Raw genomic sequence first — 25,417 nt, forward strand, 5'->3', positions numbered from 1 at the left:
GGACTGGATGCCGCCCTGGCCCGCCGAAGCCCCGGAGTTGGACCGTGGCCGGCACGGCGGTTTGCCGATAGCAATTCGTGAGCGCAGCGGAGGCGAAAGACCATGACCCTGACCAATCGCGACATCGTCGAACTGACCGAGTGGCGGCGCGCCCTGCACCGGCGGCCGGAAATCTCCAACGAGGAGGAGAAGACGGCGCAAGCGGTGGTCGCGTTCCTCGCCGACACCGGGCCGGACAAGGTGCTGACCGGACTGGGCGGCCATGGCGTCGCGGCCATCTACGACAGCGGCCAAAACGGACCGACCGTCCTGTTTCGCTCCGAACTCGACGCACTGCCGATCGAGGAACTATCCGGCGTGCCGCATGCCTCGCAGGTGCCGGGCAAATCGCATATGTGCGGCCATGACGGGCACACCGCGATCCTGGCGTCGCTTGGCCGCCAGTTCGGCCGCGCGCGGCCAGCCAGCGGCCGCGTCGTCTTGATGTTCCAGCCGGCCGAGGAAACCGGCAATGGCGCGGCCGGCGTGGTCGCCGATCCGCGCTTTGGCGAGATCGCGCCCGATTTCGCCTTCTCGCTGCACAATCTGCCCGGCGTGCCGTTCGGCGAGGTCAGGCTCAAGCCGGGCGTGGTCAACTGCGCCTCGCGCGGCATGCGCATCGTGCTGGAAGGCAAGACCGCGCACTCCTCCATGCCCGAGACGGGAACTTCGCCCATGCCGGCGATCTCGGAGCTGATGCCGGCTTTGCCCGCGCTCGGCCGCGCGACCTTCGCCGACGACGACTTCTCCATGGTCACCGTCACCCATGCACGGATGGGCGAAGCCGTATTCGGCATCGCCCCCGCCCACGCCGAGGTCTGGGCGACGCTGCGCACCCGCCGCGACGAGCGCATGGCCGACCTCTGTGCCGCCGCCGAGGCGCTGGTCAAGGAGATTGCCGGGCGGTACGGCCTCGCGGCCAGTTGGGACTATCACGAGATCTTCGTCGCCAGCGTCAACGCGCCCGACGCGGTCGAACATCTGCGGCGCGCCCTCGATGAAGAAGCCGTCGCGCATGGCGAGGAAGCCTTGCCGATGCGCGCCTCGGAGGATTTCGGCCTGTTCGGCCACAGCGCCTCGTCGGCGATGTTCTTCCTCGGCGCCGGCGAACGCCACCCCGCCCTGCACAATCCCGACTACGACTTTCCCGACGACCTGATCCCGATCGGCTCGAAAATCTTCATGCGCACGGCGCGCAATCTTCTCGGCTGATTTCAGCGGGCAAGGCCTGCCTCCGATCGACTGGCCAGCTGGACTCCTCGAACTGGATATTTCCGACGGACCCGATTGTGTGGCATCTGTCAGGCCAATGCGAGGAGTTCGACCATGTACACGCCGCCCGCCTTTCGCGATGATGACAGGGACAGCCTCATCGCGACGATCCGCGCCGCGCGGCTGGCGAACTTCGTCACCGCAACGGCGGACGGGCCATTGGCCACCCCGCTGCCGCTTTTCCTCGACGAGACCGAGGGCGAGCATGGCGTCATCCACGGCCATCTGGCCCGGGCCAACCCGCAATGGCGTGTTCCCGCGATTGGCGACGGGCTCGCCATCTTCATGGGGCCGGACGCCTATGTGACGCCGGCCTGGTACGCCACCAAGCAGGAAACCGGCAAGGTCGTGCCGACCTGGAACTACGCGGCCGTTCATGCCTACGGGCCGGTCGAGTTCTTCGAGGATGCCGACAGGCTGCTGGAGGTCGTCACCCGGCTGACCAACCTGCATGAGGGCGCCCGGACGGCGCCCTGGGCGGTGTCGGATGCGCCGCCCGACTTCATCCAGTCGCAGCTTCGCGGCATTGTCGGCCTGCGCATGCCGGTCGTGAGGCTCGAAGGCAAGCGCAAGATGAGCCAGAACCGCAATGCCGCCGACCGCGCCGGCGTCGCCGCCGGGCTGGCCGCCAGCGAGCGGCCGTCCGACCGCGAGGTCGCCCCCCTCATCCCATCGTGAGGGTGTCGATCAGGCCCGCTGCCGTCAGGCGTTGATCCGGCCCGCGACCTCAAGTCGCCTATCGGCGTCCACCACTGGAAAATCCGGCCTCCCGTGCCAGCACCAGGTTGGCGTCGTCGAGGATGTAGCGGACATAACGGTAGTCGCGAATGAAGCTGATCCGGCCTCCGCGCCATTCCAGCCACATGAAATGATGAGGCTTCGCGTCGGTCCGGTCCTGAAACACCGCGATCACCTCGCGGCCCTCGACCCATGCCGGCCTGAGCCACACGCCATCGCCCTTGGCGTAAATGGTGAAGAACATGCCGACATCGCTGGCGCCCGCGCGCGGCGGGTGCATGGACTGCTGGAGCCTCACATCGTCGGCAAGCAGCGCGCGCAAGCCGTCCCAGTCGCGCTGGTTGAACAGGTTGACGTAACGCACCACGGCGGCGGAAGCGATGCGCGCGTCGGGAAGCGGATTGGCCCCGGCATTGATCTGCCGAAGCCGGGCGCGGCCGCGCGCCAGATGCCCCTTCACGGCATCGACGGTGGTGCCAAGCAAAGCGGCGATCTCGGCCAGCGGCTCGTCCAGCACGTCCCTCAGGATGACCACGCTGCGTTGCGGCACGGGAAGCTCCGCGAAGCGCGACACGGCGGTTTGCACGGCTTGCCTGCGCATCAGCATCTCCACCGGATCGGGCTTGGTGTCGTCGGCAATGTCGAGCGCCGCCTCGATCGGCTCCGCGGCGCGGATCGCGCGGCTGCGCAACAGGTCGAGCGCCCGGTTATGAGCGATGCGGAACAGCCAGGGCCTGAGTTGCGGCACCTCGCTCAACTCGTCGAGCGCCAGGACGGCGCGGGCGAACGTGTCCTGCACCACATCCTCGCCGTCGATGACCGAGCCCATCAGGCGCGAACAATAGCGATGCAGCTCCGGCCGCAGCGCGGCGGCAAGGGCAAGCAGCCCCTCCTGCCGGTCGCGCTCCACGGCTGTCTTTCCGTCGCTCAAGGACCAGCGCCCTCCATGATGGTCACGCCCGCGTCGCCGCTGAGGCCGAAGACGACGCCCTCTTCATAGTGCGGATCCTCCAGCAGCGAGACCACCCTGTCGCCAAACGCCCGGGGCGGCATCGGCGCGCCGAAGCGGGTGATGAACTGTTCCGGCGTGATGCCCATCGACCCGGCATAGGCGCTCGCCGCCGCATCGCCAATCCCGGTGCCGAGGATCATCTGCCGTGGCAGGATCGCCTGGAAGCGTATGTCGAGGCCTTTCTCTTGCGCCACGCCATTGGCGTATTTGGCCATGAACCAGAGCATGCGCTTGGCGCCGCCATAGCCGCCCGACATTTGCGACCCGGTGACGGCCGCACCGCTCGACCCGATCAGCACCCGGCTGCCCGGCCCGAGCGGCAGGTTCAGCGCCGCCTGCAGCCAGTAGAGCCCGGCCTTGACGTCGGTTTCCCAGGCAATGGAGAAATCCTCCCACTTCAACTGGTCCAGCCGCCCCATGCGCGGCGTGACGCCAGCGTTGAGCACCACTATATCGGGGCGGACCTCGCCCAGAATGCGATAGGCCGCGTCCTCGTCCGTGACATCGGCCGCGATGGTGGTGACCCCGAGCCGCGCGCCGACCGCCTCCAGCGCCTCGGCACCCCGCGCGACGACAGTCACATCGGCGCCCTGTTCGACCAGCGCCTCGACCAAGCCGAGGCCAAGCCCCCGGCTGCCGCCGGTGACCACGATCTTTTTATCCCTGAGGCTCATTGGATCCTGCTCCAGTGTTTCACTGTAGCCAAGACGTTCGAGGGTTGGGGAAAGAGTCAGCGGTGGGCGAGATTTGGTGATGGGTGGCTGGATATGACCTGCCAAATGGGTCGGAGCGGACCGGCGGCTTTCGCTCCCTTGTCGAGGCGGAATATCCCGTCATTGCCACCTTGGGAATCCGCGGTTCGTCCCATGTGCCGAGATATTTCCCGCAAACGGCGCAGCTGATTGGCGTTGAAGGTTGGACGTCGGCGGGGATCCGAAGGCGGATCGTCCCGCAAAAGGTGCATTCCAAACGTGGTCCAGATAGTCGCCGACGAGTTATCTTCATCAGGAAATGTTGGCGTCGAATTCAATTGCAAAGCCCGCGTCGATGGCGGCCCGTGCGACCTGATCGCCCAGTTGCCAATCCGTGAACTCGCAAAGTGGAAACATCGCTCTCATGGCATGGACAGCCTCGGAGATCGAAACGCTGGGGTTGTCGACATTATCGAGCAGGTAGCGGACAATCGCCTGCCTGACGTCCGAAAAGGCTGTCTGCGCGACCGCGGGCATCTCGCGTACCTAGGAATGAAGCCGCATTTCCGCGCCCTCGGGCATCGCTGCGTCGAAGGTGACGGGAATGCCGTGAACGATGCAGGCCGCCGCCAGCATCCCCGCCAACTCGCGGTCGGTGGCTCCGCAGGCCGGCATAAGTGTTCGGATGGCGCGGATTGCCCGGGCGATGGAAAAAAACCGGGCTCGGCCCCTTGAAAGGACATAGGCCTCGGTCGCCTTTTCCACTGTGACACGGTGAAAAGCGCTGGTCATTGCGAGCTCCTCCCTGAACTCGAACCAACGTGATTTACGCCCTATTATCCGCACCCATCAAGCTTATGTACGATTGCGGACAGTCAGTCGGCTACAATGCCGAATGCCTCTGCTCCTCCTCTCCGTAGGCGCCGTGAGTGAGCTTTATCAGTCCGCTGCGATCGACGATCGTGATCTCGCCACGCCTGGCCTGGACAAGCCCACGATATTCAAGCATTTGGAGGGCCGTGGTGACCCCAGGGCGCCGGGCGCCCAGCATGGTGGCCAGAAATTCATGTGTCAGGTAGATCCTGTCTCCTGACGAGCGATCGTGGACCATCAGCAGCCACCGAGCCAATCGCTCCTCGATCTTCGAGTGGCCGTTGACCAGCGCGGTCCGGGAAGCCTGGATGAGGAAGGCGTTGGCATAGCCTAGTAACGATTCCCGAAGAGTCGGGCTTTTCGCGAGGGCCGCGCGAAGATTTTCAACCGGCAGGCGCCAGCCCTGACTGGCGACTTGAATATAGGTTTCGTTGGGAGAGCTCTCCTGGCCGAGAATGACCGTAACGCCGGTCATTCCATCGTGGCCGACGATGCCGACTTCGCACTGTCGCCCTCCGGTCATGATGGCGACCACCGAAGCGATCCCGGATTCGGGAAAATACACATGCTCAATACGCTGATGGGGATACTCCAACCTGGCTTTGATCCCCAGTTCGACGTGATGCATCGACGGCTGCAGGAGCGTGAAATCCTCCGGAGACAAGGTTTTAAGCACGTGGTTGCGAAAAATGGATTGAGGCATGGCTCCTCTCCCGTTGCGGGCAAGAGCACTTTCCTCTCACTGTCGGCGGCATCCGTACGTGACTGGCGGCCGATACCGAAAGCATAGGCTTCGGACCAGGGCTTAGCAACGATCGGGTCCGTTCGGACGCCCCTTGTCGTCGTCGTCGATGATGTCAGCCTCCAGGAACGAGCAAAGCCGATTTCGGTGAACGAAACGAAGGCGCATGGCAACCATGTGGCTTGAACCCGGCGGCGAACCGGCGGCATCGCGGCCGTGCCTAGTGGACGCTCCGCCGCACATGTGCTCCATGGGCATGTGACGAAGCGGTGGGGAAGAAGTGAAGCGCGTTTTTCGGTTGTTTGTCGCGGCGATGATGGGGGCCGCAGTGGGCGGTTGCACCAGCGTTTCCTACTATGCGCAATCGCTGGAGGGCCATGTCCGGATCATGGCCGCGCGCCAGGACGTCGGAAAACTGATCGAGGCCCCTTCGACGCCGGAGGCGTTGCGCACCAAGCTGACGTCGGCGAGCGCGATCAGGCGGTTCGCGACGGACGAACTGACACTGCCCGAAAACAGCAGCTACCGCAGTTATGTCGACATCCACCGGGACGCCGTGACCTGGGCTGTTTTCGCCGCCCCGCAATTCTCGCTCACGCCAACAACGTGGTGCTTTCCTGTTTTCGGATGCGTTCCCTACCGGGGTTACTTCGACCGGAAATCCGCGACGGAAAGCGCTGCCGCGCTTCATGAACAGGGGCTGGACGTCTATGTCTCCGGCGTCACCGCCTATTCCACGCTCGGCTGGTTCAGTGACCCGCTGCTCAGCACCATGCTGCGTCAGGACGACAGCTATCTCGCGAGCCTCATCTTCCATGAACTGGCGCATCAGCGCCTCTATGTGAACGGCGATTCCGCGTTCAACGAGGCTTTCGCGGTTGCCGTCGAAACCACCGGCACAAGAAAATGGCTCCGCGCGGCCGGCGATCGCGCCGGCTTGCGCCGCTACGAAGCCGATCGCAGGCGCAGCGCCGATTTTCTTGCACTGGTGTCGAAAACCCGCGACGAGTTGAGGCAAGTCTACGAAAGCTCCCGAAGCCCTGAGCAGATGGCGGCCGAAAAGGCAGCCACGCTCGACAGGCTGCGGATGCGCTATCGGCAAACGCGCGACAAACGGTGGGCCGGATACGGGGGATACGACGCCTGGTTCGATGCCCCGATCAACAACGCAAAGCTCGCCGCGACTTCTGTCTACGGCGAACAGGTGCCGGCGTTCCTTCGCCTGTTCGACCTGTGCGCCGGCGATTATCCGAGGTTCTACGCTTCCGTTCGACGGATCGCGGATTTGCGCCAACCTGCCCGCGCCGAAGCGCTCAAGGCCGCGACCACCTGCGATTGATTTGACAAGCACCGAGGCTTTTGACAGGCTCCGATGTCGGCGCGGGCGGCGAGCGGATGGCTCTAAGCCTGGCTCGCCAACGGTGACGTTCCGACGCCCGCGTCGAGCACGAAACGCTCGCAGCGCTCGCCGTCGGCTTCGTCGATGAAGCTCTCCACATGTCTGAAGCCGAGCTTCGCCAGGATCCGCAGCGACGCGGCATTGCGCGCCGCCGCTTCGGCCGTGACCTGTTCGAGCGCCAGGGTCTCGAAGGCATGGCGAACCACTTCGCGCGCGGCCTCGCTGCCCAGCCCCTGCCCCCAATGCGCACGCCCCAGCACAAATCCCAACGCGGCCGCCTTGGCGTCTGCAGCGAAGGACAGGGTTATCGTCCCGATCGCGTCCGACACGCCCGCCTGGTCGATCGACCATTTGATCGCCTTGCCCTCGGCCAACCGCCGACGCGCAAGGGCGAGCCATCGCGCGCCCGCGCTGATGTCGTCGGGAACGGGATCGCCGGCAAGGGAGGCGGATTCGACATCCGTGGCCCGCGCGAACCACGCCGGGATATCCCGCTCGCCCGGCGCCCGAAGCACGAGCCTTGCCGTGGTGAGCCTGGGAACTGTTTTCATGGCGGCATTTTCGACCTGGGGGAGCGCCGATGCAACGGTGTCCTACACAAAGCTGTCACGAAGCCAGCTTATCCGGTCGTCAGAACCATCCGCATGATACGCCTTGAAACCGCCTGGCCGGCGGGCGATCCGGATATGTGGACTGCTGTTTTCGGAGACGACCATGCTTGAACGGACGGACAGGGCCGCGCCCCACCGGGATCACGCGAAGAAACGGGACATGTGGCTGAGTGAATTCGAGATTGTGCTGCGCGACCGCGTCATTGCCAATGGCGCCGTCAGGATCGAGGACGGCCTGATCGCCGAGATCCGCGACCAGCCGGTCGAGAATGCCGATTTCACCGGCGGCGGCCGCCTTCTGCTGCCTGGTTTCATCGACATGCATGGCGACATGGTGGAGCGGGAAGTGGAGCCGCGCACCGGCGTTCACGTGCCGATGGCAATCGGCATCGCCGAACTCGACAAGAGGCTGGCCTCCTGCGGCGTGACGACGGCCTATGCCGCGCTCTCCTTCATCGGCAACAGCGCCACCGCGGCCTTGCTGCGCTCGGAAGAACACACGTCGTCCATCATCGAGACCATCACCGGGCTGAAGGACGACCTTCTGGTCGACCACCGTATCCATGCCCGTTTCGAAGTGACGTTCACCGCGGCCGTCGGCGTGCTGGAAAGGCTGATGGATGCCGGCAAGCTGGACCTGATCTCGCTGATGGATCACACGCCAGGACAGGGGCAGTACCGCGATGTCGAACTGTATATCGCGCGCCTGGCCAAGGAGCGCGGCATGTCCATTGCCGACGTCTCCGAGGTCGTCGGCAAGCGTATGGCCGATCGCAACGGCCATGGCGGCGTGCTCGGCACCCTGCAGGGCCTGTCGGCGTTTGCCCGCGCGCGCGGCGTCGTGCTCGCCTCGCACGATGACGACACGTTGGAAAAGGTGGAGTTCGTCCACGGCCTGGGAACCGTGCTCAGCGAATTCCCGGTGACCCTGGAGGCGGCGCGGGAAGCCCGCCGGCTGGGCATGTATACGGCCATGGGCGCGCCCAACGCGCTGCGCGGAAAATCCTATTCGGGCAATCTTTCCGCCCGCCAGGCCTATCAGGCCGGGCTGCTCGACATGCTGGCCAGCGACTACCACCCGGCCTCGATCCTGCCTGCCGTGCTCGGCCTGGCGGAGCTGCGAAGGGATGGACTGGCGGCGGCGGCGGCGCTGACCAGCGCCAATCCGGCCGCCGCACTCGGGCTTGCCGATCGCGGCGCCATCGAAGCCGGGCTCCTGGCCGATCTCGTCGTGGCCGACCGCCTGCCGGTGCCACGCGTGCGCGCCACCTTCCGCGCCGGCCGCATGATCTACGGTGACGGCACGCTGAGCCATGTGTCGTCCACGAATAACGGTAAACCGCCGGCACCTCCGGCCCTCGCGACGATACGATAGTCAATGACGCCGCCAAAATTGCGCAAAAACAGGGAGTCAGAGATCGAGCGCGACCATCATCCCGCGCACCTCCGCCATTTCCAGCAGCAGATCCTGCAGGCTATCTATGGTTAGCGCCGCGCCTGATATCGCCAACAATTCCGCGACACTCTCCTTCATCGAAATGACGGCAACTCCGGTCTTTTCGGAAAGCAGCCGAGCAATGGCTGTGCGCACAAGCGCGTTCTGATCAGGCATGATTCCCCTTTCATGCTATGGTAACGGCCCCATTTTCTTTCATGCTATACGGCCTTCCGCAACTTATGCGAGCGTTCATTTACGCTTGCAAGTCGTCCTGTTGATGTTCCTGATGGGATCCGCGGCCACTCAGCGGCGAGAGCGACGGTACCCCGCTGTCGTCGGGTTCCATGGCGGCAAGCAGGGCCAGCGGCACTTCGTGCCGATAGAGACCGATGAAAGTCCTGCCTTCTACAGTTACCGGCAACTCTGTTGACCTCTCGAAAATGGAATACGTGCCTGTCGGCTCGTGCAATATCTCGAAACGATCCAATGCAAACCTCACCTCCCCCCGGGAAGCCTGTAACGCACGCACCCATGAGCGGTTGCATAAAAAAATCGATTTTTCTCGGCCCGGGGGGAAGCGGCCGGAACGACGCGCCGCAAAAATCAGTGCGCACCATTTTAAATGTTGACGCGTGTCAATTTTTTCTGAAACATGCGGCAATGCTGACGTGGCATGAAGTCAGCGCTCTGGGAGGAGCAATGCCTGACACGCAAGGGACTTGAGCCGGGGTCGCTATCCCAAGCGCCCAGCCAGTCCCTACAATACAAGCGCCGCGCCAACGCAAGCGCCGGGTTGCTTGCATGCTGTCGGTATTCCTTCGCGGAAAACCGTGCCGGCAACAAGGGATTCGGAGGAGGAAGATAATGCGCATCTTGAATAGCCTGGCGATTGGCGCCGGCCTGCTTGCAACGACAATGGTGGCGCCTGCCCATGCGCAGGATGCGGCGAAGGTCGCGGCCATCGTCAAGGGCCTCGACAACCCCTTCTTCCAGACCATGCAGAAGGGCATCGAGGAACAGGCCAAGGCCGACGGCGTCGATGTCACCGTACAGGCCGCCGCCAATATGGGCGATGCCACCGGCCAGGCCGATCGCCTGACCGCCATGGCGATGCAGGATTTCGATTGCTACCTGGTCAACCCGATCAGCGTTTCCAATCTTGTCCAGGCACTGGTGCCGGTCGCCCAGAAGGAGAAGCCGATCGTCAACATCGATAGCACCATCGACCCTGAACAGGCCAAGGCCGCCGGCTTCACCGTCTCGACCTATATCGGCACCGACAATGTCGCCGCCGGTGCGCTGGCCGGCGAGGAAATGCTGAAGCTGGTGCCGAAGGGCGCCAAGGTGGCGCTGGTCGCCGGCATCGTCGGCGATGTCGGCTCCAACGCGCGCATCAAGGGCTTCAAGCAGGCTGTCGAAGGCAAGCTCGAAGTGGTGGTGATGGTCAGCGCCGACTGGGATCGCGAGAAGGCACTGACGGCGGCCACCGACATCCTGGCCGCGCACCCGGATCTCGCCGGTTTCTTCGCCGCCAACGATATCATGGCGCTCGGCGTCGAGCGCGCGGTGCGGACCTCGGGCAAGGACGTCAAGGTGATCGGCCTCGACGGCATCGTCGACGCGTTGAAATCGGTCGCGGCCGGCGAACTCTCCGCCACCGTCGCCCAATATCCCTATGTCGTCGGCGCCATGGGCGTCGAGGCCTGCAAGGTGGCGGTCAAGGGCAAGGAACTGCCTGCCTACGTGCCGGCGCCCGTGCTCCTGATCAACAAGGACAATGCCGAGGCCTCGCTGAAGAACTTCCCGCGCCCCGGCGGCGAGTATCCCGATCCGTTGCGCGAGATGCTGAAGTGAGCAACCCCATGGACAACGCGCCCGCCGCCCATTCGGCGGGCGTGCCGGAGGAGAGCCGCCCCTCCCTGTCGGCTCTCCTCCTCGATCCCTCCTTCTGGGCCGACTGGGCGTCCGTTGTCGGCCTGGTCGGGCTGGTCATCATCTTCGGCATCGCCCAGCCGGTCTTCCTCAGCGCCGCCAATTTACAGGCGCTGCTGCTGGCGTCGGCGATCCTGGTCGTGCTGTCGATCGGCCAGACCTTCGTGGTGGCGACGTCAGGCATCGACCTGTCGATGGCGGCGGCGGTCATGCTGGGCGCCGTGATCCTCGGCCTCGTCAGCGCCGGCGGCTACGGCATCTTCATCGCCTGCGTGCTTTGCGTGCTGGCGACCAGCGCGCTCGGCTTCCTCAACGGCCTCATCATCACCGTCGGCAAGATTCCCGACTTCGTGGTGACGCTCGGCACGCTCTCGGCCATCACCGGGCTCGGCCTCATCCTGTCGGGCGGCGAGCCGACGATGGTCGGCTCGACCTTCCTGTTAAAGCTCGCCTCTGGCTCGTTCGGGCCATTCGGCTATCCGGTCTGGGTGGCGATCGCGGCCGTCATCGTGGCCCATATCGCACTTTACCACACACGCTTCGGCGTCCATCTCCTGGCCACCGGCGGCCAGGTCGAGAGCGCCGGCGCGCTCGGTATCCGCACCAACCGGGTCAAGATCGCCGCCTACACCATATCGGGCTTCTGCGCCGGCATCGCGGCTATCCTGCTGGTGGCGCGCATCGGTTCGGCCGAGCCGCAGATCAACACCAGCCTGCTCCTGAATTCGGTTGCCGCGGTGGTTCTGGGCGGCGTCAGCCTGTTCGGCGGCCGCGCCTCGATCCTGGGCCCGGCCATCGGCGCGCTGATGCTGACCGCGCTCGTCAACGGGCTGACGCTGCTCAGCGTCTCGGCCTTCTATCAACCGCTCGCCGTGGGGGCCATCGTGGTGCTGGCGGCGCTTATCATGCGGTACCAGAAATGAGCGCCACATCCTCCGACGCAATCATCGCCTGCAACGGCCTGAGCAAGCATTTCGGCGGCGTGCGCGCCTTCACCGACGTCGCTTTCCAGGCGCGCCGCGGCGAGGTCACCGCCGTCATCGGCGACAACGGCGCCGGCAAGTCGACGCTCATCCGCTGCCTGGTCGGCGTGCATGTGCCCGATGCCGGCTCGATCGTCTTCGACGGCCGCGAGCACCCCTTCTCCAACCCGGACGGGGCGCGCAAGGCCGGCATCGAGACCGTGCACCAGAACCTGGCGCTGATCGACGAACTGACGGTGGCGCAGAACCTGTTCCTCAACCGCGAGCTCGTGCGCCGCATCGGCCCCCTCGCTTTCCTCGACCGCAAGGCGATGAAGCGCGAGGCCCGCTCGATGCTGTCGCGCCTGTCGATCAACGTGCCCTCGATCAACCAGCGTGTGCGCCGGCTGTCCGGCGGCCAGCGGCAGGCGATCTCGATCTGCCGCGCCGTCGGCTCCGGCGCCAAGCTGGTGGTGATGGACGAACCGACGGCCGCACTCGGCGTGCAGGAGACCGCTAATGTCGAGGCGCTGATCCGGCGCCTGCGCGAACAGTCGGTCTCGGTCATCCTGGTCAGCCACAATTTCGATCAGGTGCGGCGCCTCTCCGACCAGATCTGGGTGATGCGGGCCGGCAGGATGGCAGCGACCGTGCGCGCCTCGGAGACATCGGGCAACGAACTCGTCGCGCTGGTCACCGGCGCGGCGTGATCGCGCTCTCATGACATCAACGGCTGCCCGCCGGCGCGGCCGGCATCGGGCTTAATCGGAAGGAGTTTTCCAGTGGCACCACTTCGTGTCGGACTTGTCGGTCTTGGGGAGGTCGCGCAGTCGATCCATCTGCCTGTTCTGGCCGACCAGCGCGACCGCTGGACGATCGCGGGCGTGTACGATGTCTCGCCGAGCCTGGTGAGCCTCGTCACCTCCGGATACGCGCCCGCCAAAGCCTTCGAGACCGCCGAGGCGCTGATCGCTTCGCCCGATATCGACGTGGTCTTCGTGCTGTCGTCCGACGACACCCACAGCCGCTTCGTGCGCGCCGCCATGCAAGCCGACAAGCACATATTGCTGGAAAAGCCTGCTTGCCTGACGGTGCGCGAAATCGATGAATTGCTGGCCCTGATGCCGGTCTACAAGAAGACCCTGTTCGTCGGCTATATGCGCCGCTACGCACCGGCTTATCTGGCCGCCAGGGACGAATTGCCCGCGCATGCCGACATCACCCATGTCCGCATCTTCGACCTGATCTCGGAGGGCCGGCATTTCCTCAACAAGAGCCAGAACATCCTCTATCCCAGGGACATCGACCCTGCCCTTTTGGCACGCGGCGCCAGGGAGCGGGACGCGCTGATACGCGAAGTCGTCGGCGCCGACGCACCCGCCGACCTGATGCGCGCCTATCGCGGCCTGACCGCACTCTCCTCGCACCACATCTCGGCCATGCGCGGGTTGATCGGCGAGCCGCAAGGCGTGGTGTCAGCGCACCGCACCAATGGCGGCGCCAACACCTCGGTGACCTTCGACTATGGCCACTTCGCCTGTCTCTATGACGCGGTGGTCGACGATCTCGGCCTGTTCGACGCCATGATCGAGGTGCGCTCCAACACCAGGCGCGTGCGCATCATCTACGACACGCCCTATATCAGAAGCCTGCCGACACGGCTGGAAGTGACCGAAGCCGGTGCGCTCGGCCCGGTGACGAAAACCTTCGGGCCGCTCTATGGCGACGCCTTCTCCAACGAACTGGAAGCCTTCCACCGCCACATCGCGGAAGGCACCAAGCCGCTGACCGACCTCGCCGACTCCCGCCGGGACCTGTCGCTGATGGCCGAGATCATCGAACGGATGAAGGAGACGGCGGGAGGCGCCTGAGCTCCGCCAGGAGGGTGACAGCAGAAACAGCCGCTCCAACAAAGACTGGCGACAAACCGATTGCCCCCTTGCCGAAGCCGGCGGCCTCGCTCATCCATGGTGTCGAAACGACAGTTTGGAACCAATGATGACCGAAGCCACCCTTCATCTCGTCGACGCGACGATCGACCACCTGCGCCGCGCGCTTGAGGATGGCACGGTCACCAGCGTCGAGCTGGTCGCGGCGTATCTCAGGCGCATTGCTCATTTCGACCGCCACGGCATCTGCCTCAACGCCGTCCCGGTGCTCAATCCAGCGATGTTCGAGGAGGCCGCCGCTTCCGACCAGCGGCGGCGCGAGGGTGGGACGCTCGGACCCCTCGACGGCATCCCCTACACCGCCAAGGACAGCTACAAGGTCAAGGGCCTGACGGTGGCAGCCGGATCGCCCGCCTTCGAGCACCTTGTCGCCAATGAAGACGCCTTCACCATCGCGCGGCTGCGCGCCGGCGGCGCGGTGCTGATCGGCCTCACCAACATGCCGCCCATGGCCAATGGCGGCATGCAGCGCGGCGTCTACGGGCGCGCCGAAAGCCCGTACAATGCCGACTACCTGACCGCCGCTTTCGCCTCGGGCTCCTCCAATGGTTCGGGCACCGCGACTGCGGCAAGCTTCGCCGCTTTCGGCTTGGGCGAAGAAACCTGGTCGTCCGGCCGCGCGCCGGCCACCAACAACGCGCTGGTCGCCTATACGCCCTCGCGCGGCGTCATCTCGGTGCGCGGCAACTGGCCGCTGGTGCCGACCATGGATGTGGTCGTGCCGCACACGCGCGGCGTGCCCGACATGCTGGAACTGCTCGATGTCATCGTCGCCGATGATCCCGAAACGAGAGGCGATTTCTGGCGCGCCCAACCCTGGGTGGCGCTGCCCAGGAGTTCCGACTTGCGCCCACCGCGTTACACCGATCTGGCGCTGAAGGGGTCGCTCAAAGGCAAACGGCTCGGCGTGCCCAGAATGTATATCGGCCGCGACAGCGAGGCCGACCGCCCGATCGAAACCCGCGCCTCGGTGCTTGATCTATGGGAGCAGGCGGCGACGGATTTGCGCCGGCTCGGCGCCGAGGTGGTCGAGGTCGATTTCCCCGTCGTCTCCAACTATGAGCGTGACCGCCCGGGCGCGCAAACCATGGTCGAGCGTGGACTGGTGCCGACGGATTTCGCCGACCGTGAACTCTGGGATCTCAGCATCTGGGGCTGGGACGATTTTTTGCGCGCCAATGCCGACCCCGCCTTGCCCGACCTTGCTTCGGTCGATGGCCCGAAAATCTTCCCACGGCCGCCGGGCACGCTGGCCGACCGCTATGAAGGCGGCTTCGATCTCAAGGAATATGTCGAGCGGGCGAAGACCGGCGTCACGCCGTTGGCCGACATCTCCACGATCGAAGACGGCATCAAGGGACTTGAAGCGACACGGCGCATCGATTTCGAGGACTGGCTGCACGCCAACCGCCTCGATGCGGTGGTGCTGCCGGCCGCCGCCGATGTCGGGCCGGCGGATGCCGACGTCAATGAAGACTCCGCCGATCTTGCCTGGCGCAATGGCACCTGGGTCGCCAACGGCAATCTGGTCTGGCGCCATTTCGGCATCCCGACCGTCACCGTGCCGATGGGCACCATGGCCGACATCGGCATGCCGGTCGGCCTCACCTTCGCCGGCAAGGCCTATGACGACGAAAACCTGCTGCGCATGGCCGGCGATTTCGAGCAGTCGACCCGGCGCCGTACGAGCCCCCCACGCACGCCGGAGCTTGCGGATGATGTGTTTTCGCGAGGCCCCGCCGAAGCCGGCAATAGCGAGGCGCCCGCGCTCACCATCAAGCTCGCGGCCGAGATGCGGGCTTCGGGCGATCAGGACGCGATCACCATCACCGTGGACTTATCTGTCGATGAAACCGACGCGGGGAACGCCAGCGTCAAGGTGCATGTCAACGGAGAGCCCGTCGCGATCCAACGGAGCGGGGCGCGGTTCACCGGCCGGACGCTCGTTCCGACCAGCGAGCATCGGCGCTTCCACAGCGTCTGGCGCGGCTCCTACGGCTCGATCGTGACGGCGGTGGTGCGGGTGGAAGATGGGCGCTCCGCCGGCGCCTATGTGGTCACGGGTGGCATTGGGTGAGTGTCAGCCCCTGTCGGTTCGTCATCCTAGGGCGGAGCAAGGAGCGAAGCGACGCGGCGCAGACCCTAGGATCCATGCCGGGACTCTGGGGCGCCGCCACGGTACAGAATTCTGCTCCGCTGCGCACTTCGATAGACGTCACGGAATGGATCCTAGGGTCTCCGCGACGGAGCTTCGCTCCTGCTACGCCCTAGGATGACGAAGTCGCGGGAAGCCACGCTGCTGCTACCCCCGGGCGGCCCAGAGCAAACCGCGCTCCACCATCAGCGCCATCTCCGGCACCGCGAACTCATCCGCGGTGTGACCAAGCGAACTGTAAAAAACCTTTCCCGCGCCGTACCTGCGCTTCCATGCCACCGGCATGACGACGCCGCCAATGCCCGGGAAATGCGCATCGCTGAAGGTGGTCGTCGCCAGCACCTCGTTGCTCGGGTCGACATGCATGTAATATTGCTCCGACCGATAGGCGAAATCACTGAGGCCTTTCGTGATCGGATCGTCCGGCCGAGTGATGACCACCTGATAGTCGATGATGTTGCCGGGATGCGCGACCCATTGGCCGCCGGTCATGAACTGATAATCGGGCTCGCCACGAAAACTGTCGCCCATGGTGCCGTGGAAGCCGCCGAGCCCGCTTCCCCCGCGAACCGCGTGCGTCAGGTTCTTCAGTTCGGCCTTCTCGATCGTCGACATGGTAATGACGGGCACGATGAGATCGAAGAACGACAACTCCGGATCGGCGAACATCGCCGTGCCCTGGCCGAGCGTGACCGTGAAGCCGTTGCGCACCAGCATGTCGCGCACGACATTGGCGCTGCGCTCCGGCGTATGGCCTTCCCAGCCGCCCCAGGCGATCAGGGCCTTCTTCGCCATGCCGTGAACCTCCGTGAACCGCCCGCCATGGCCGATGGTTACACGGCGCGGCGGTCAGCGCCACCCCAGTCCAGGCGCGACGTGCTTTAGGATCGCCTCGATGACATGGGCGTTGTAGTCGACGCCGAGCTGGTTGGGCACGGTGAGCAGCAGCGTGTCGCCCTCGGCGATCGCCTCGTCCTGCGCCAGTTCCTTGATCAGCACGTCGGGTTCGGCGGCGTAGCTGCGCCCGAAGATCGCCCGCGTGTTCTCCTCGATGAAGCCGATCTGGTCGCGGCTCTCATTGCCGCGCCCGAAATAGGCGCGGTCGCGGTCGTCGACCAGCGCGAAGATGCTGCGGCTGACCGAGACGCGTGGCTCGCGCTTGTGCCCGGCCGCCTTCCAGGCCTCGCGATAGATACGGATCTGCTCCGCCTGCTGGACATGGAACGGCTTGCCGCTCTCGTCGAATTTCAGCGTCGAGCTCTGCAAATTCATGCCGAGCTTGGCCGCCCATTCCGAGGTGGCGTTGGTGGCAGCGCCCCACCAGATGCGCTCGCGCAGACCTTCCGAATGCGGCTCGAGCCTGAGCAGGCCGGGCGGGTTGGGGAACATAGGCCGTGGATTGGGCTGGGCAAAACCTTCGCCGCGCAACGTGTCGAGGAAGACCTCGGCGTGATGGCGCGCCATGTCGGCGTCGCTCTGGCCCTCCTGCGGCGCATAGCCGAAATAGCGCCAGCCATCGATGACCTGCTCGGGCGAACCACGGCTGATGCCAAGCTGCAGCCGCCCGCCGGCGATGATGTCGGCGGCGCCCGCGTCCTCTGCCATGTAGAGCGGGTTCTCGTAGCGCATGTCGATGACCGCCGTGCCAAGCTCGATGCGGCTGGTCTTCGCGCCGGCGGCGGCTAGCAGCGGGAATGGCGAGGCGAGCTGGCGCGCGAAGTGGTGCACGCGGAAATAAGCCCCGTCGGCGCCAAGCTGCTCGGCGGCGACCGCGAGATCGATGGATTGCAGCAGCGCGTCCGAAGCCGAACGCACCTGCGATTGCGACGAGGGCGTCCAATGCCCGAATGACAGGAAACCGATTTTTTTCATGGTCCTGAAGTATATGCCGGCGGCACATGCTTCAATGGCGAAAGATGAGGGTTACACACCGTCGCCCTCTCGACACCAAATGTTCGCGATACCGAAGTGCCAAAACCGCTATGGAGGGTGGGATGCTCGGAGGAATGCGCATCGTCGAGATCGAGGCGCTGGGTCCGGCGCCCTTCGCCGGCATGCTGTTCGCCGATCTCGGCGCCGATGTCATCGTCGTCCACCGCGGGCAGCCGTCCATGCCGGGCATTGCCGAGCGCTCGCTGCTCGATCGCGGCAAGCGCTCGATCGCGCTCGACCTCAAGGATGAAGACGACGTGGCCGTGCTGATGCGCTTGATCGCTACCGCCGACGGGCTGATCGAGGGGTTCCGGCCCGGCGTGATGGAACGTCTTGGGCTTGATCCGGATGCCTGCCTCGCGGCCAACCCGCGCCTGGTCTACGGCCGCATGACCGGCTGGGGCCAGGACGGACCGCTCGCCAGCACCGCCGGGCACGACATGAACTATATCGGCCTGTCCGGCGCGCTCTGGTATGCCTCCTTGCCGGGAGACCCGCCAATAGCGCCGCCGACGCTTGTCGGCGACGTAGGCGGCGGTGCGCTTTATCTGGTGATCGGCATGCTGGCCGGCATCATGAATGCCCGCGCCGGCGGCAAGGGCACCGTCGTTGATGCCGCGATCGTCGACGGCTCGGCGCACATGATGAACCTGCTGATGTCGCTCGGCCAGTCCGGCGCGCTCGCAGCGGAACGCGGCCGCAGCCTGCTCGATGGGCCGCATTGGTGCCGTGTCTACCCGACATCGGACGGCGGGTTCGTCAGCGTCCAGTGCCTGGAGCCGAAATTCTATGCGCTCTTCCTCGACAGGCTTGGCCTTGCCGCCGATCCGCAATTCGCCAACCAGTTCGATCGTGATCTGTGGCCCGGGCTTTGCGAGCGGCTGGCCGCGATCTTCGCCACGAGACCGCGCGACGAATGGGTCAATCTGTTCGAAGGGTCCGACGCCTGCGTCGGGCCGGTTCTCAGCCCCCATGAAGCTGCCCTGCATCCGCATATGGCCGCCCGCGGCACATGGCTGACGGCGGACGGCGTCCTGCAGGCGGCGGCCGCGCCGCGCTTTTCCGGATGGGAACAGAGGACGCCCGCGAGAAGCCCCGCGCGCGGCGAACATGATGCCGAAATCCGTGCGGGCCTGGCGCGTTGAGACGAGGTCCATGGCGATTCGATCGATCATAAAATTCCCCAATCCCCTGCTGCGCGCCGTCGCCGAGCCCGTGGATCTGTTCGACGGCCGCCTGAAGGATCTGGCCGGCGATCTCATCGACACCATGCACGCGGCGCCGGGGATCGGCATCACCGCCCCGCATATCGGCGTTTTGAAACGTCTGGTCGTCATCCAGCTTCCATCCGATACGGAACCCGGAATCTACGTAAATCCATCCGTCATCCAGGCCTCGACCGAGATGATCCGCCACGCGGAAGGCAGCGTTTCGATGCCCGGCGTCACCGAGGACATCGAGCGGCACGTCCGCATCCGCGTCCGCTATCAGGATCTCGACGGCAATGAGCGGTTCGAGGACGCCGAGGGTCTGCTGGCGGTTTGCCACCAGCATGAGATCGATCAGCTCGACGGGCTGTTCTGGACGCACAGGCTGACGCGCCTCAAGCGCGACCGGCTCATCAAGCGCTACGGCAAGCTGATGCGAGCCTCGTAGATTCAGCGAACACGTAACCCCCGCGCGTCGAAGATGCGCGTGCGGCCGGGCAGGAAGCGCAGCGTGATCGTCTCGCCGAAACGGGGCTGGTCCTCGCGCCGTTCGGCGACCACCGTTTCGCCGCTCGGCAGCGCGCCATGCACGTAGGATGTCGATCCCAGCCGCTCGGTGACATCGACGGCAAGCGCAAGCTCGACGCCCTGCTTTTCGTCCAGATGTTCCGGTCTGATGCCAAGCGTGACTTCCTGGCCGCTGGCGAGCCTGGCGGCAAGATGCGAGACGTCCGCCCTGGCATCGCCGACGAGCACGGTTTTCCCGTCCTCGGCCACTCTCGCCTTGAGGAAATTCATGCGCGGCGAACCGATGAAGCCGGCGACGAAGGCATTGTCGGGGTCGTCGTAGAGCGACAACGGCGTGCCGACCTGCTCGATCTTGCCGGCCTTGAGCACGACGATCTTGTCGGCCAGCGTCAGCGCCTCGGTCTGGTCGTGCGTCACATAGACCATGGTCCGGCGGATCGACTGGTGCAGGCGCTTGATCTCGGCGCGCAGTTCGGTGCGCAGTGCCGCGTCGAGATTGGACAGCGGTTCGTCGAACAGGAACAGCCGGGGATCGCGCACCAACGCCCGGCCGATGGCGACGCGCTGGCGCTGGCCGCCGGACAATTCGCGTGGCTTGCGCTGCAGCAAGGACTCGATCTGCAGCAGCCTGGCCACCGCCGCCACCTTTTCCTGTGACGTCTTGCGGTCGAGCCCGCGCATCTTCAGCGGAAAGGCGATGTTTTCGGCCACCGACATGGTCGGATAGAGCGCGTAGGACTGGAACACCATCGCCACGTCGCGCTCACGCGCGGGAAGATTGGTGACGTTGCGGTCGCCGATCACGATGCTGCCGGAATCGATCGGGTTCAGCCCGGCAACGGCATGCAGCAGCGTCGACTTCCCGCAGCCCGACGGGCCGAGCAGCACGACGAAGGACCCCTCCTCGACCTCGACCGAGACATCGTCCAGCACGTTGACCGCGCCGTAGGATTTCGACACCGACCTTATCGACAAATTCGCCATCGGATCCCCTCAGCCTTTCACGCTGCCCAGCGTCATGCCGCGCACGATCTGCCCCTGCACCAGGACGCCAAGCACGATCATCGGCAGCATGATCAAGGTGGCGGCAGCGGTCAGCGCACCCCATTGGATGCCTTGGAATGTCAAGAACGAGGTGATGGAGACCGGCAGGGTCTGCGTGGCGCGACCGGTCAGCACCAAGGCGACGAAAAACTCGTTCCAGGTGAACAGCACGCACAGGATCAGGGTCGCGACGATGCCGCCGCGCGCCGCCGGCAGGTAGACATGCCAGAACACGCTGAACTCGCGCGCGCCGTCGACGCGGGCCGCATCGCGCAATTCCTTCGGGATGTCGTCGAAGAAGGTGATCAGCAGCGAGATCGCGAACGGCACGTTGACGAAGGCATAGGCGGCGATCAGCAGCCAATGCTGGTTGAGCGCGCCGATGCGGGTCGCCAGGTAATACATCGGAATGACGAACAGCAGCGCCGGGGCGATGCGCAGGCTGAGGATGAATTTTTCCTTGGAACGGCGCAGGTCGCCCGGCTGCTGCGCCAGCCCGTAGGCGGCGATCGAGCCGATGGCGACCGCCAGCGCGCTGGACAGGATGGAGATGATGAAGGAATTGGCGAAGGCGCTGAGGAAGCCGCGATTGGCGAACACCGTGCGGTAATTGTCGAGCGTCGGGCTGAACAGCCAGACCGGCGGAATGGCGAAGGCGTCGCGCGTCGTCTTGAACGAGGTCACCACCACCCAGTAGAGCGGGAACAGCACCGCCAGCAAAAGCATGAGCAGCCCGACATAGAAAATCGCGCGCCGGCCCATCAGCGCTCTCCCGCTTTCGGAAACAGAACGCTGTACATGGTCAGGAGCGCGACATTGGTGAAGATGGTCAGGATCACGGCGATGGCCAGTGCGTAGGAGATGTCGAAATTGGTGAAGGCGACGATGTAGCCGTAATAGTTCAGCGTCTCCGTCGACAGCGCCGGCCCGCCGCGTGTCATGATGTAGAACAGGTCGAAGGCCTTGATGCTGTCGATCGCCCGGATCAGCGCGACGATGGCGAGCGCCCGGCGCAGCATCGGCAACAGTACATACCAGGTCACCTGCCATTCGCGCGCGCCGTCGACACGGGCGGCATTCAAGGGATCGGTGGGCGCCGATTCCAGCGCCGCCATCACCAAAAGGATGACGAAAGGCGTCCATTGCCAGATATCTGCGATCAGCACGGCGAACAGCGCGATCCGAGGGCTGCCCAGCCAGTCGACCTGGGCTATCCCGGCCAGCGACAGCAGGTAGTTCGCCATGCCGGTGGCGGGATCGAATAGGAAGCGCCAGGTCAGTCCGACGACGACCGGCGTCATGATGATGGGCACCAGCAGCAGCGTCCTGACCAGCCGCTTCATGGCGAAGTCGCGATCGAGGAACAGCACGACGGCAAGCCCGAGCGCGATCTCGATGATAGTTGCCAGCGCGGTGAACAGCACCGTGCGCCACAGTGCCGCCATGGCGCGCGGATCGCCGAAGAAACGCAGATAATTGTCGAGGCCGACGAACTTCTCGCGCCCGGCGCGCATCAGCGACAGATCGTGCAGCGAAATCCAGATCACGAACAGCGTCAGCGCGACCGATGCCACGGTCAGGCAGACGATGATCGGCTGGAAGAAGTGCTTCGTCGGGTCCGACGCTGTTGTTGCCACGCGGTCTCAATCCATCCGGTGAGAATCTCGCCCTGCCGCGCACAGGGAGCGCACGCGGCAGGGCACGCGCCCGCCTAGCGGGCGAGCGCGGCGTTGTTGGCCTCGTCCGCCTCCTTGAGGGCGTCGGCGGCGCTGGCCGTGCCGGCAAGCGCCTTGGAGACGGCGATGCCGGTGTTGTTGATGATCTCGTTGGCCTGCTCGACCGTCGGCAGATATTGCGGATTGCCGGCGTTGATGGCGGCGATCATGCCCTCCCTGAAGGCGCCGTAGCGCTTGCCGAAAGCCTCGCCGTTCAGCACCGAAAGGGATGTCACGCCGGAGTTGGGATCGGTTTCGATCGCCTTCAACTGCTGCTCCTTGGCGGTCGCCCAGGCCGCGAACAATGCTGCCGCTTCCTGGTTCTTGGATTCGGCCGAGACATACATCGAATGCACGGCGAGCGAGGACGAGCCGCCCTTTGGCGAGGCGGACTTCATCGGCACCGGCACATAGCCGACCTTGCCGACGACGGTGGAGACGCTGGGGTCCTCGTTATAGGCGCCGTTGACGGTGGCATCGAGCGTGATCGCCGCCTTGCCTTGCTGGAACAGCAGCCGGTTTTCTTCCCAGCCGAAATTGGCGACGCCGACCGGGCCGTAATCCTTCAGCACCTTGGTGAAAGCATCGAGCGCGGCGACGCCCTCCGGCGTTGCCAGCGCCGACTTGCCGCCGGCATCGAGGAACGAGCCACCAAAACCCCAGAGATAGGCTGCCCAGACATAGACGCCCTGGATGCCTTGCTGGCCGCGCATGGTGATGCCGGCGATCTGCTTGTTGGTCTTCTCCGAAATGGTCTTGGCCGCGTTTTCGATGTCGTCGAACGTCTTCGGCGCGGCAAGCCCGTACTGCTCGAACAGATCCTTGCGGTACATGACGAAGGTGCTCTCGCCATAGACCGGGAGCCCGTAGACCTTGCCGTCGACGATGTTGGTGTTGAAGTAGCCGGGCACGAAATCGGCCTTGTCGAAGTTCTCCTTGTGCTTGGCCAGGAAATCGTCGAGCGGCACGATATAGCCCGACTTCACGAAGCCCGGCAGGTAGATGATGTTGTTCTGGACGACGTCGTAGCGGCCGGACTTGGAGGAGAATTCGAGCAGTTCCTTGGCCGTGATATCCTGCTCGGGCACGATCTCGAGCGCCACGTCGATCCCGGTCACCTGCTTGAATTCCGGCAACAGCCTCTGGATGGCATCGGTCGTCGGATGACCTTCGAGCAGCACCGACAACTGCACCCCGTCGAACGGCTTATCCTGCGCCAGGGCCGGCAAGGCCGTGGCAAGCGCGGCCGCGGCCGCGGTAAGCATCAACACATTGCGTCTGTTCAGCATTTTTCGTCTCCCATTGTTGGGCCGCTTTGGCCTCGTTTCAAATTCCCGTTGTCTGTTCGAGCATGATCTTTTCCGAAAACCGGCAACCACTTTTCGGGATCATGCTCCGCCGAGGCGCACGATTTCGCCGCTCCGCGCCGACTGCATCATCGCCAGTGTGAGTTCGAGCGAACGAAGGCCGTCGCGGCCACTGGCGATCGGCATGTCGGCGCCGTCGAGCCAGGCAAGCAGACCGCCGAGCTGGCGCGCCAGGTCGCCGTCGAGACGGCCGTTGACGACAGGCCAGTGCTGGGTGTCGATCTCCCGCGACGTCTCGTTGCTGGCGTAATAGAGGCCGCTGTCGCCGCACTGGACCTCGAACGAACCTTCCGTCCCGATCAGCTCCATGCGCGCATCGATCATGTGGCGCGCGCCGGCCGGCAGCGACCAGGCGCTTTCGAAATTCACCACCGTGCCGCCGGAGAAGCGCACGATCGCGGCCAGGCTGTCCTGCGTGCCCGATGCGCCGAGCAGAATGTCGGTCTGCTGGGCATAGACGGAAACCGGGTGCTGCCCGTCGAGCATCCACAGCACCATGTCGACGTCGTGGACGGTGACGTGCAGCGCCAGCGGCAACTTGCCGCCATAACGTTTGGGGCCCTCGGTGCGGGCGCTGTTGCGCCGGGCGTAGATGTGGATCGGCTCGCCGATCTTGCCCGAAATCATCAGCTCCTTGGCCGCGGCGTAACGCGGATCGAAGCGCAGGAGATAGCCGATGCCGAGCTTGACCTTGGCCTCATCGCAAGCCGCGATGATGGCCCGCGCATCCTCGACCGTGGAGGAGATCGGCTTCTCGACGAAGATGTTGATGCCGGCCCTGGCCACGGCAACCGCCGGCGCCAGATGCAGATTGTCGGGCGTGCAGATCGAGACGAGGTCGAGATCGCGCTCGCCCGCCAGCAGCGCCTCATGCCCGGGATAGACCTTGCAGCCCGGCGCCTTGGCCGCGACTGCGCTGGCCAGCTCCAGATTGGGGTCGACGATCGCCGCCAGCTCGCAGCCGACCATGTCAGTGAAGATCGCGGCATGCATGGAACCCATGAAGCCCGCACCGATAACGGCGACGCGGCGGCGCTTGATCATGACTGGTTCCTCTTCAACTGCGAATTGGCGCTCCACGACCCGACCTGGTCGACGAAGCCGCGGGTGATGGCATCGGGCCGCGTGATGGCGCCGCCGACGACGATGAAGCGAGCGCCAAGCTCGAAGCAGCGGACGGCTTCCCGCGGCGTCCAGATGCGGCCTTCGGCGACGAACGGCAGGCCGGCCGCGGCGAACTGCTCCATCAGCTGGAAGTCCGGCCCGCGCTGCTGATTGGAATAAGGCGTGTATCCGGCCATGGTGGTGCTGATCAGCGAGGCGCCGGCGTCCAGGGCGCGCTTGCCTTCGTCGAGCGTGCTGACGTCGCCCATCGACAGGCGTCCCCTCGCCGCGATCGCATCGAACATCGTCTTCAGATCGGCCGGGCGCGGCCGGCTGGTGGCATCCAGCGCCACGATGTCGGCGCCGGCGTCGATGATCGATGCGACATCGGCAAGCGTGGGCGTGATGTAGATCTCGGTGTCGCCGCGCCGCGCCTTGATCAGTCCGATGATGGGAACGCTGACCCGCCGGCGCACGGCTTCCATGTTTGCCACACCCTCGATGCGCACCCCGGTCGCGCCGCCAAGAACCACCGAGCGGGCAATGGCGGCAATGTGCTCGGGAGCGTCGAGCGGCATGCCGGATTCCGCCTGGCACGAGACGACCAGCGTTCCATCGAGCTGAGCGAGCACATCGCCTTGCACCTGGGGCTTCTCCTTCGAGCGTTACCCCTGCAATCAATCGCGGATGATGCTTTTTGTCAAG

Annotated in this window: 27 protein-coding genes; 11 read left to right on the top strand and 16 right to left on the bottom strand. The window is 65.0% G+C overall.

Annotated features, from left to right (window positions below; translation table 11 throughout):
• Positions 1–102: 102 nt before the first annotated feature.
• The gene (locus LB569_RS20205) at positions 103–1,251 is read left to right on the top strand and encodes an amidohydrolase (RefSeq protein WP_224693831.1); all 1,149 of its coding nucleotides are present in this window, start codon (positions 103–105) and stop codon (positions 1,249–1,251) included.
• A gap of 114 nt (positions 1,252–1,365) precedes the next feature.
• Positions 1,366–1,989 carry an FMN-binding negative transcriptional regulator gene (locus LB569_RS20210; RefSeq protein ID WP_224693832.1) on the top strand — a complete coding sequence of 208 codons (624 nt, stop codon included), beginning with the start codon at positions 1,366–1,368 and terminating at the stop codon, positions 1,987–1,989.
• 58 nt (positions 1,990–2,047) lie between these two features.
• Here the strand turns inward: LB569_RS20210 and LB569_RS20215 are convergent, their stop codons facing one another.
• The 5 genes from LB569_RS20215 to LB569_RS20235 form a co-directional block, all read right to left on the bottom strand.
• Entirely contained in the window at positions 2,048–2,980 is a 933-nt protein-coding gene (locus tag LB569_RS20215; RefSeq protein WP_224693833.1) for a sigma-70 family RNA polymerase sigma factor, read from the bottom strand.
• Complete coding sequence (locus LB569_RS20220) at positions 2,977–3,735, bottom strand: SDR family NAD(P)-dependent oxidoreductase (protein WP_224693834.1); 759 nt, start codon at positions 3,733–3,735, stop codon at positions 2,977–2,979. Before LB569_RS20220 ends, LB569_RS20215 begins: the two co-directional genes overlap by 4 nt.
• 330 nt (positions 3,736–4,065) lie before the next feature.
• Positions 4,066–4,290 (bottom strand): hypothetical protein, encoded by a 225-nt coding sequence (locus LB569_RS20225; protein ID WP_140710568.1) that lies wholly within the window; start codon positions 4,288–4,290, stop codon positions 4,066–4,068.
• 9 nt (positions 4,291–4,299) lie between these two features.
• The gene (locus tag LB569_RS20230) at positions 4,300–4,545 is read right to left on the bottom strand and encodes a hypothetical protein (protein ID WP_224693835.1); all 246 of its coding nucleotides are present in this window, start codon (positions 4,543–4,545) and stop codon (positions 4,300–4,302) included.
• A gap of 91 nt (positions 4,546–4,636) precedes the next feature.
• Positions 4,637–5,329: a Crp/Fnr family transcriptional regulator gene (locus LB569_RS20235; protein WP_140710572.1), complete on the bottom strand. Its 693-nt coding sequence runs from the start codon at positions 5,327–5,329 to the stop codon at positions 4,637–4,639.
• A 319-nt stretch (positions 5,330–5,648) separates the two neighbouring features.
• On the opposite strand from LB569_RS20235, the gene LB569_RS20240 reads away from it, so the two are divergent.
• A complete protein-coding gene (locus LB569_RS20240) occupies positions 5,649–6,707 on the top strand; it encodes an aminopeptidase (protein ID WP_411970241.1) in 1,059 nt (352 codons plus the stop codon).
• Positions 6,708–6,769: 62 nt separating this feature from the next.
• Here LB569_RS20240 and LB569_RS20245 read toward each other — a convergent pair whose 3' ends face one another.
• Positions 6,770–7,318 (bottom strand): GNAT family N-acetyltransferase, encoded by a 549-nt coding sequence (locus tag LB569_RS20245; RefSeq protein WP_224693836.1) that lies wholly within the window; start codon positions 7,316–7,318, stop codon positions 6,770–6,772.
• Positions 7,319–7,538: 220 nt separating this feature from the next.
• On the opposite strand from LB569_RS20245, the gene LB569_RS20250 reads away from it, so the two are divergent.
• Positions 7,539–8,753: an alpha-D-ribose 1-methylphosphonate 5-triphosphate diphosphatase gene (locus tag LB569_RS20250; protein WP_224693897.1), complete on the top strand. Its 1,215-nt coding sequence runs from the start codon at positions 7,539–7,541 to the stop codon at positions 8,751–8,753.
• A gap of 36 nt (positions 8,754–8,789) precedes the next feature.
• On the opposite strand, the gene LB569_RS20255 is transcribed toward LB569_RS20250, so the two are convergent.
• Both LB569_RS20255 and LB569_RS20260 read right to left on the bottom strand, forming a co-directional pair.
• Entirely contained in the window at positions 8,790–8,990 is a 201-nt protein-coding gene (locus LB569_RS20255) for a hypothetical protein (RefSeq protein WP_224693837.1), read from the bottom strand.
• A gap of 79 nt (positions 8,991–9,069) precedes the next feature.
• The gene (locus LB569_RS20260) at positions 9,070–9,303 is read right to left on the bottom strand and encodes a hypothetical protein (RefSeq protein WP_224693838.1); all 234 of its coding nucleotides are present in this window, start codon (positions 9,301–9,303) and stop codon (positions 9,070–9,072) included.
• A gap of 377 nt (positions 9,304–9,680) precedes the next feature.
• Here LB569_RS20260 and LB569_RS20265 point away from each other — a divergent pair, with 377 nt between their 5' ends.
• The 5 genes from LB569_RS20265 (at position 9,681) to LB569_RS20285 (ending at position 15,736) form a co-directional block, all read left to right on the top strand.
• Positions 9,681–10,670: a substrate-binding domain-containing protein gene (locus tag LB569_RS20265; RefSeq protein WP_224693839.1), complete on the top strand. Its 990-nt coding sequence runs from the start codon at positions 9,681–9,683 to the stop codon at positions 10,668–10,670.
• Positions 10,667–11,671, top strand: coding sequence for an ABC transporter permease (locus tag LB569_RS20270; RefSeq protein WP_224693840.1), 1,005 nt, complete (start codon positions 10,667–10,669; stop codon positions 11,669–11,671). Before LB569_RS20265 ends, LB569_RS20270 begins: the two co-directional genes overlap by 4 nt.
• A complete protein-coding gene (locus tag LB569_RS20275) occupies positions 11,668–12,420 on the top strand; it encodes an ATP-binding cassette domain-containing protein (RefSeq protein ID WP_140710586.1) in 753 nt (250 codons plus the stop codon). The genes LB569_RS20270 and LB569_RS20275 overlap by 4 nt, the downstream gene beginning before the upstream one ends.
• Before the next feature lie 72 nt (positions 12,421–12,492).
• On the top strand, positions 12,493–13,581 hold the full coding sequence (locus tag LB569_RS20280) for a Gfo/Idh/MocA family protein (RefSeq protein ID WP_224693841.1): 1,089 nt from the start codon (positions 12,493–12,495) through the stop codon (positions 13,579–13,581).
• A gap of 127 nt (positions 13,582–13,708) precedes the next feature.
• Positions 13,709–15,736, top strand: a complete 2,028-nt coding sequence (locus LB569_RS20285; RefSeq protein ID WP_224693842.1) for an amidase — start codon at positions 13,709–13,711, stop codon at positions 15,734–15,736.
• A gap of 225 nt (positions 15,737–15,961) precedes the next feature.
• On the opposite strand, the gene LB569_RS20290 is transcribed toward LB569_RS20285, so the two are convergent.
• On the bottom strand, positions 15,962–16,609 hold the full coding sequence (locus tag LB569_RS20290) for a ThuA domain-containing protein (protein ID WP_224693843.1): 648 nt from the start codon (positions 16,607–16,609) through the stop codon (positions 15,962–15,964).
• Positions 16,610–16,663: 54 nt separating this feature from the next.
• Entirely contained in the window at positions 16,664–17,686 is a 1,023-nt protein-coding gene (locus LB569_RS20295; protein ID WP_224693844.1) for an LLM class flavin-dependent oxidoreductase, read from the bottom strand.
• 122 nt (positions 17,687–17,808) lie between these two features.
• On the opposite strand from LB569_RS20295, the gene LB569_RS20300 reads away from it, so the two are divergent.
• Together LB569_RS20300 and LB569_RS20305 are read left to right on the top strand one after the other, a co-directional pair.
• Positions 17,809–18,891 (top strand): CaiB/BaiF CoA transferase family protein, encoded by a 1,083-nt coding sequence (locus tag LB569_RS20300; RefSeq protein WP_224693845.1) that lies wholly within the window; start codon positions 17,809–17,811, stop codon positions 18,889–18,891.
• A 10-nt stretch (positions 18,892–18,901) separates the two neighbouring features.
• Positions 18,902–19,402 (top strand): peptide deformylase, encoded by a 501-nt coding sequence (locus LB569_RS20305; protein ID WP_224693846.1) that lies wholly within the window; start codon positions 18,902–18,904, stop codon positions 19,400–19,402.
• A 2-nt stretch (positions 19,403–19,404) separates the two neighbouring features.
• Here LB569_RS20305 and LB569_RS20310 read toward each other — a convergent pair whose 3' ends face one another.
• The 6 genes from LB569_RS20310 to LB569_RS20335 all read right to left on the bottom strand — a co-directional run bounded on the left by LB569_RS20310 (position 19,405) and on the right by LB569_RS20335 (position 25,356).
• Positions 19,405–20,466, bottom strand: a complete 1,062-nt coding sequence (locus LB569_RS20310) for an ABC transporter ATP-binding protein (RefSeq protein ID WP_224693847.1) — start codon at positions 20,464–20,466, stop codon at positions 19,405–19,407.
• A 9-nt stretch (positions 20,467–20,475) separates the two neighbouring features.
• Complete coding sequence (locus LB569_RS20315) at positions 20,476–21,288, bottom strand: carbohydrate ABC transporter permease (RefSeq protein WP_140710601.1); 813 nt, start codon at positions 21,286–21,288, stop codon at positions 20,476–20,478.
• Entirely contained in the window at positions 21,288–22,163 is an 876-nt protein-coding gene (locus LB569_RS20320) for a carbohydrate ABC transporter permease (RefSeq protein WP_224542508.1), read from the bottom strand. Before LB569_RS20320 ends, LB569_RS20315 begins: the two co-directional genes overlap by 1 nt.
• Positions 22,164–22,237: 74 nt before the next feature.
• Complete coding sequence (locus tag LB569_RS20325) at positions 22,238–23,530, bottom strand: ABC transporter substrate-binding protein (RefSeq protein WP_224693848.1); 1,293 nt, start codon at positions 23,528–23,530, stop codon at positions 22,238–22,240.
• A 99-nt stretch (positions 23,531–23,629) separates the two neighbouring features.
• Positions 23,630–24,652: a Gfo/Idh/MocA family protein gene (locus tag LB569_RS20330; RefSeq protein WP_224693849.1), complete on the bottom strand. Its 1,023-nt coding sequence runs from the start codon at positions 24,650–24,652 to the stop codon at positions 23,630–23,632.
• Complete coding sequence (locus tag LB569_RS20335) at positions 24,649–25,356, bottom strand: N-acetylmannosamine-6-phosphate 2-epimerase (protein WP_224693850.1); 708 nt, start codon at positions 25,354–25,356, stop codon at positions 24,649–24,651. Before LB569_RS20335 ends, LB569_RS20330 begins: the two co-directional genes overlap by 4 nt.
• Between the last annotated feature and the right edge of the window lie 61 nt (positions 25,357–25,417).

The organism is Mesorhizobium sp. BH1-1-4, from assembly GCF_020165665.1.
In the GTDB taxonomy this organism is placed as follows: Bacteria; Pseudomonadota; Alphaproteobacteria; order Rhizobiales; family Rhizobiaceae; genus Mesorhizobium.

What these genes read in the sequence shown, in the direction of transcription:
- LB569_RS20305 (WP_224693846.1), top strand. Translation starts at nt 18,902, where the DNA reads ATGGCGATTCGATCGATCATAAAATTCCCCAATCCCCTGCTGCGCGCC.
- LB569_RS20265 (WP_224693839.1), top strand. Translation starts at nt 9,681, where the DNA reads ATGCGCATCTTGAATAGCCTGGCGATTGGCGCCGGCCTGCTTGCAACG.
- LB569_RS20255 (WP_224693837.1), bottom strand. Translation starts at nt 8,990, where the DNA reads ATGCCTGATCAGAACGCGCTTGTGCGCACAGCCATTGCTCGGCTGCTT.
- LB569_RS20235 (WP_140710572.1), bottom strand. Translation starts at nt 5,329, where the DNA reads ATGCCTCAATCCATTTTTCGCAACCACGTGCTTAAAACCTTGTCTCCG.
- LB569_RS20290 (WP_224693843.1), bottom strand. Translation starts at nt 16,609, where the DNA reads ATGGCGAAGAAGGCCCTGATCGCCTGGGGCGGCTGGGAAGGCCATACG.
- LB569_RS20325 (WP_224693848.1), bottom strand. Translation starts at nt 23,530, where the DNA reads ATGCTGAACAGACGCAATGTGTTGATGCTTACCGCGGCCGCGGCCGCG.
- LB569_RS20310 (WP_224693847.1), bottom strand. Translation starts at nt 20,466, where the DNA reads ATGGCGAATTTGTCGATAAGGTCGGTGTCGAAATCCTACGGCGCGGTC.
- LB569_RS20330 (WP_224693849.1), bottom strand. Translation starts at nt 24,652, where the DNA reads ATGATCAAGCGCCGCCGCGTCGCCGTTATCGGTGCGGGCTTCATGGGT.
- LB569_RS20250 (WP_224693897.1), top strand. Translation starts at nt 7,539, where the DNA reads ATGTGGCTGAGTGAATTCGAGATTGTGCTGCGCGACCGCGTCATTGCC.
- LB569_RS20230 (WP_224693835.1), bottom strand. Translation starts at nt 4,545, where the DNA reads ATGACCAGCGCTTTTCACCGTGTCACAGTGGAAAAGGCGACCGAGGCC.
- LB569_RS20295 (WP_224693844.1), bottom strand. Translation starts at nt 17,686, where the DNA reads ATGAAAAAAATCGGTTTCCTGTCATTCGGGCATTGGACGCCCTCGTCG.
- LB569_RS20300 (WP_224693845.1), top strand. Translation starts at nt 17,809, where the DNA reads ATGCTCGGAGGAATGCGCATCGTCGAGATCGAGGCGCTGGGTCCGGCG.
- LB569_RS20285 (WP_224693842.1), top strand. Translation starts at nt 13,709, where the DNA reads ATGACCGAAGCCACCCTTCATCTCGTCGACGCGACGATCGACCACCTG.
- LB569_RS20275 (WP_140710586.1), top strand. Translation starts at nt 11,668, where the DNA reads ATGAGCGCCACATCCTCCGACGCAATCATCGCCTGCAACGGCCTGAGC.
- LB569_RS20245 (WP_224693836.1), bottom strand. Translation starts at nt 7,318, where the DNA reads ATGAAAACAGTTCCCAGGCTCACCACGGCAAGGCTCGTGCTTCGGGCG.
- LB569_RS20205 (WP_224693831.1), top strand. Translation starts at nt 103, where the DNA reads ATGACCCTGACCAATCGCGACATCGTCGAACTGACCGAGTGGCGGCGC.
- LB569_RS20225 (WP_140710568.1), bottom strand. Translation starts at nt 4,290, where the DNA reads ATGCCCGCGGTCGCGCAGACAGCCTTTTCGGACGTCAGGCAGGCGATT.
- LB569_RS20315 (WP_140710601.1), bottom strand. Translation starts at nt 21,288, where the DNA reads ATGGGCCGGCGCGCGATTTTCTATGTCGGGCTGCTCATGCTTTTGCTG.
- LB569_RS20220 (WP_224693834.1), bottom strand. Translation starts at nt 3,735, where the DNA reads ATGAGCCTCAGGGATAAAAAGATCGTGGTCACCGGCGGCAGCCGGGGG.
- LB569_RS20210 (WP_224693832.1), top strand. Translation starts at nt 1,366, where the DNA reads ATGTACACGCCGCCCGCCTTTCGCGATGATGACAGGGACAGCCTCATC.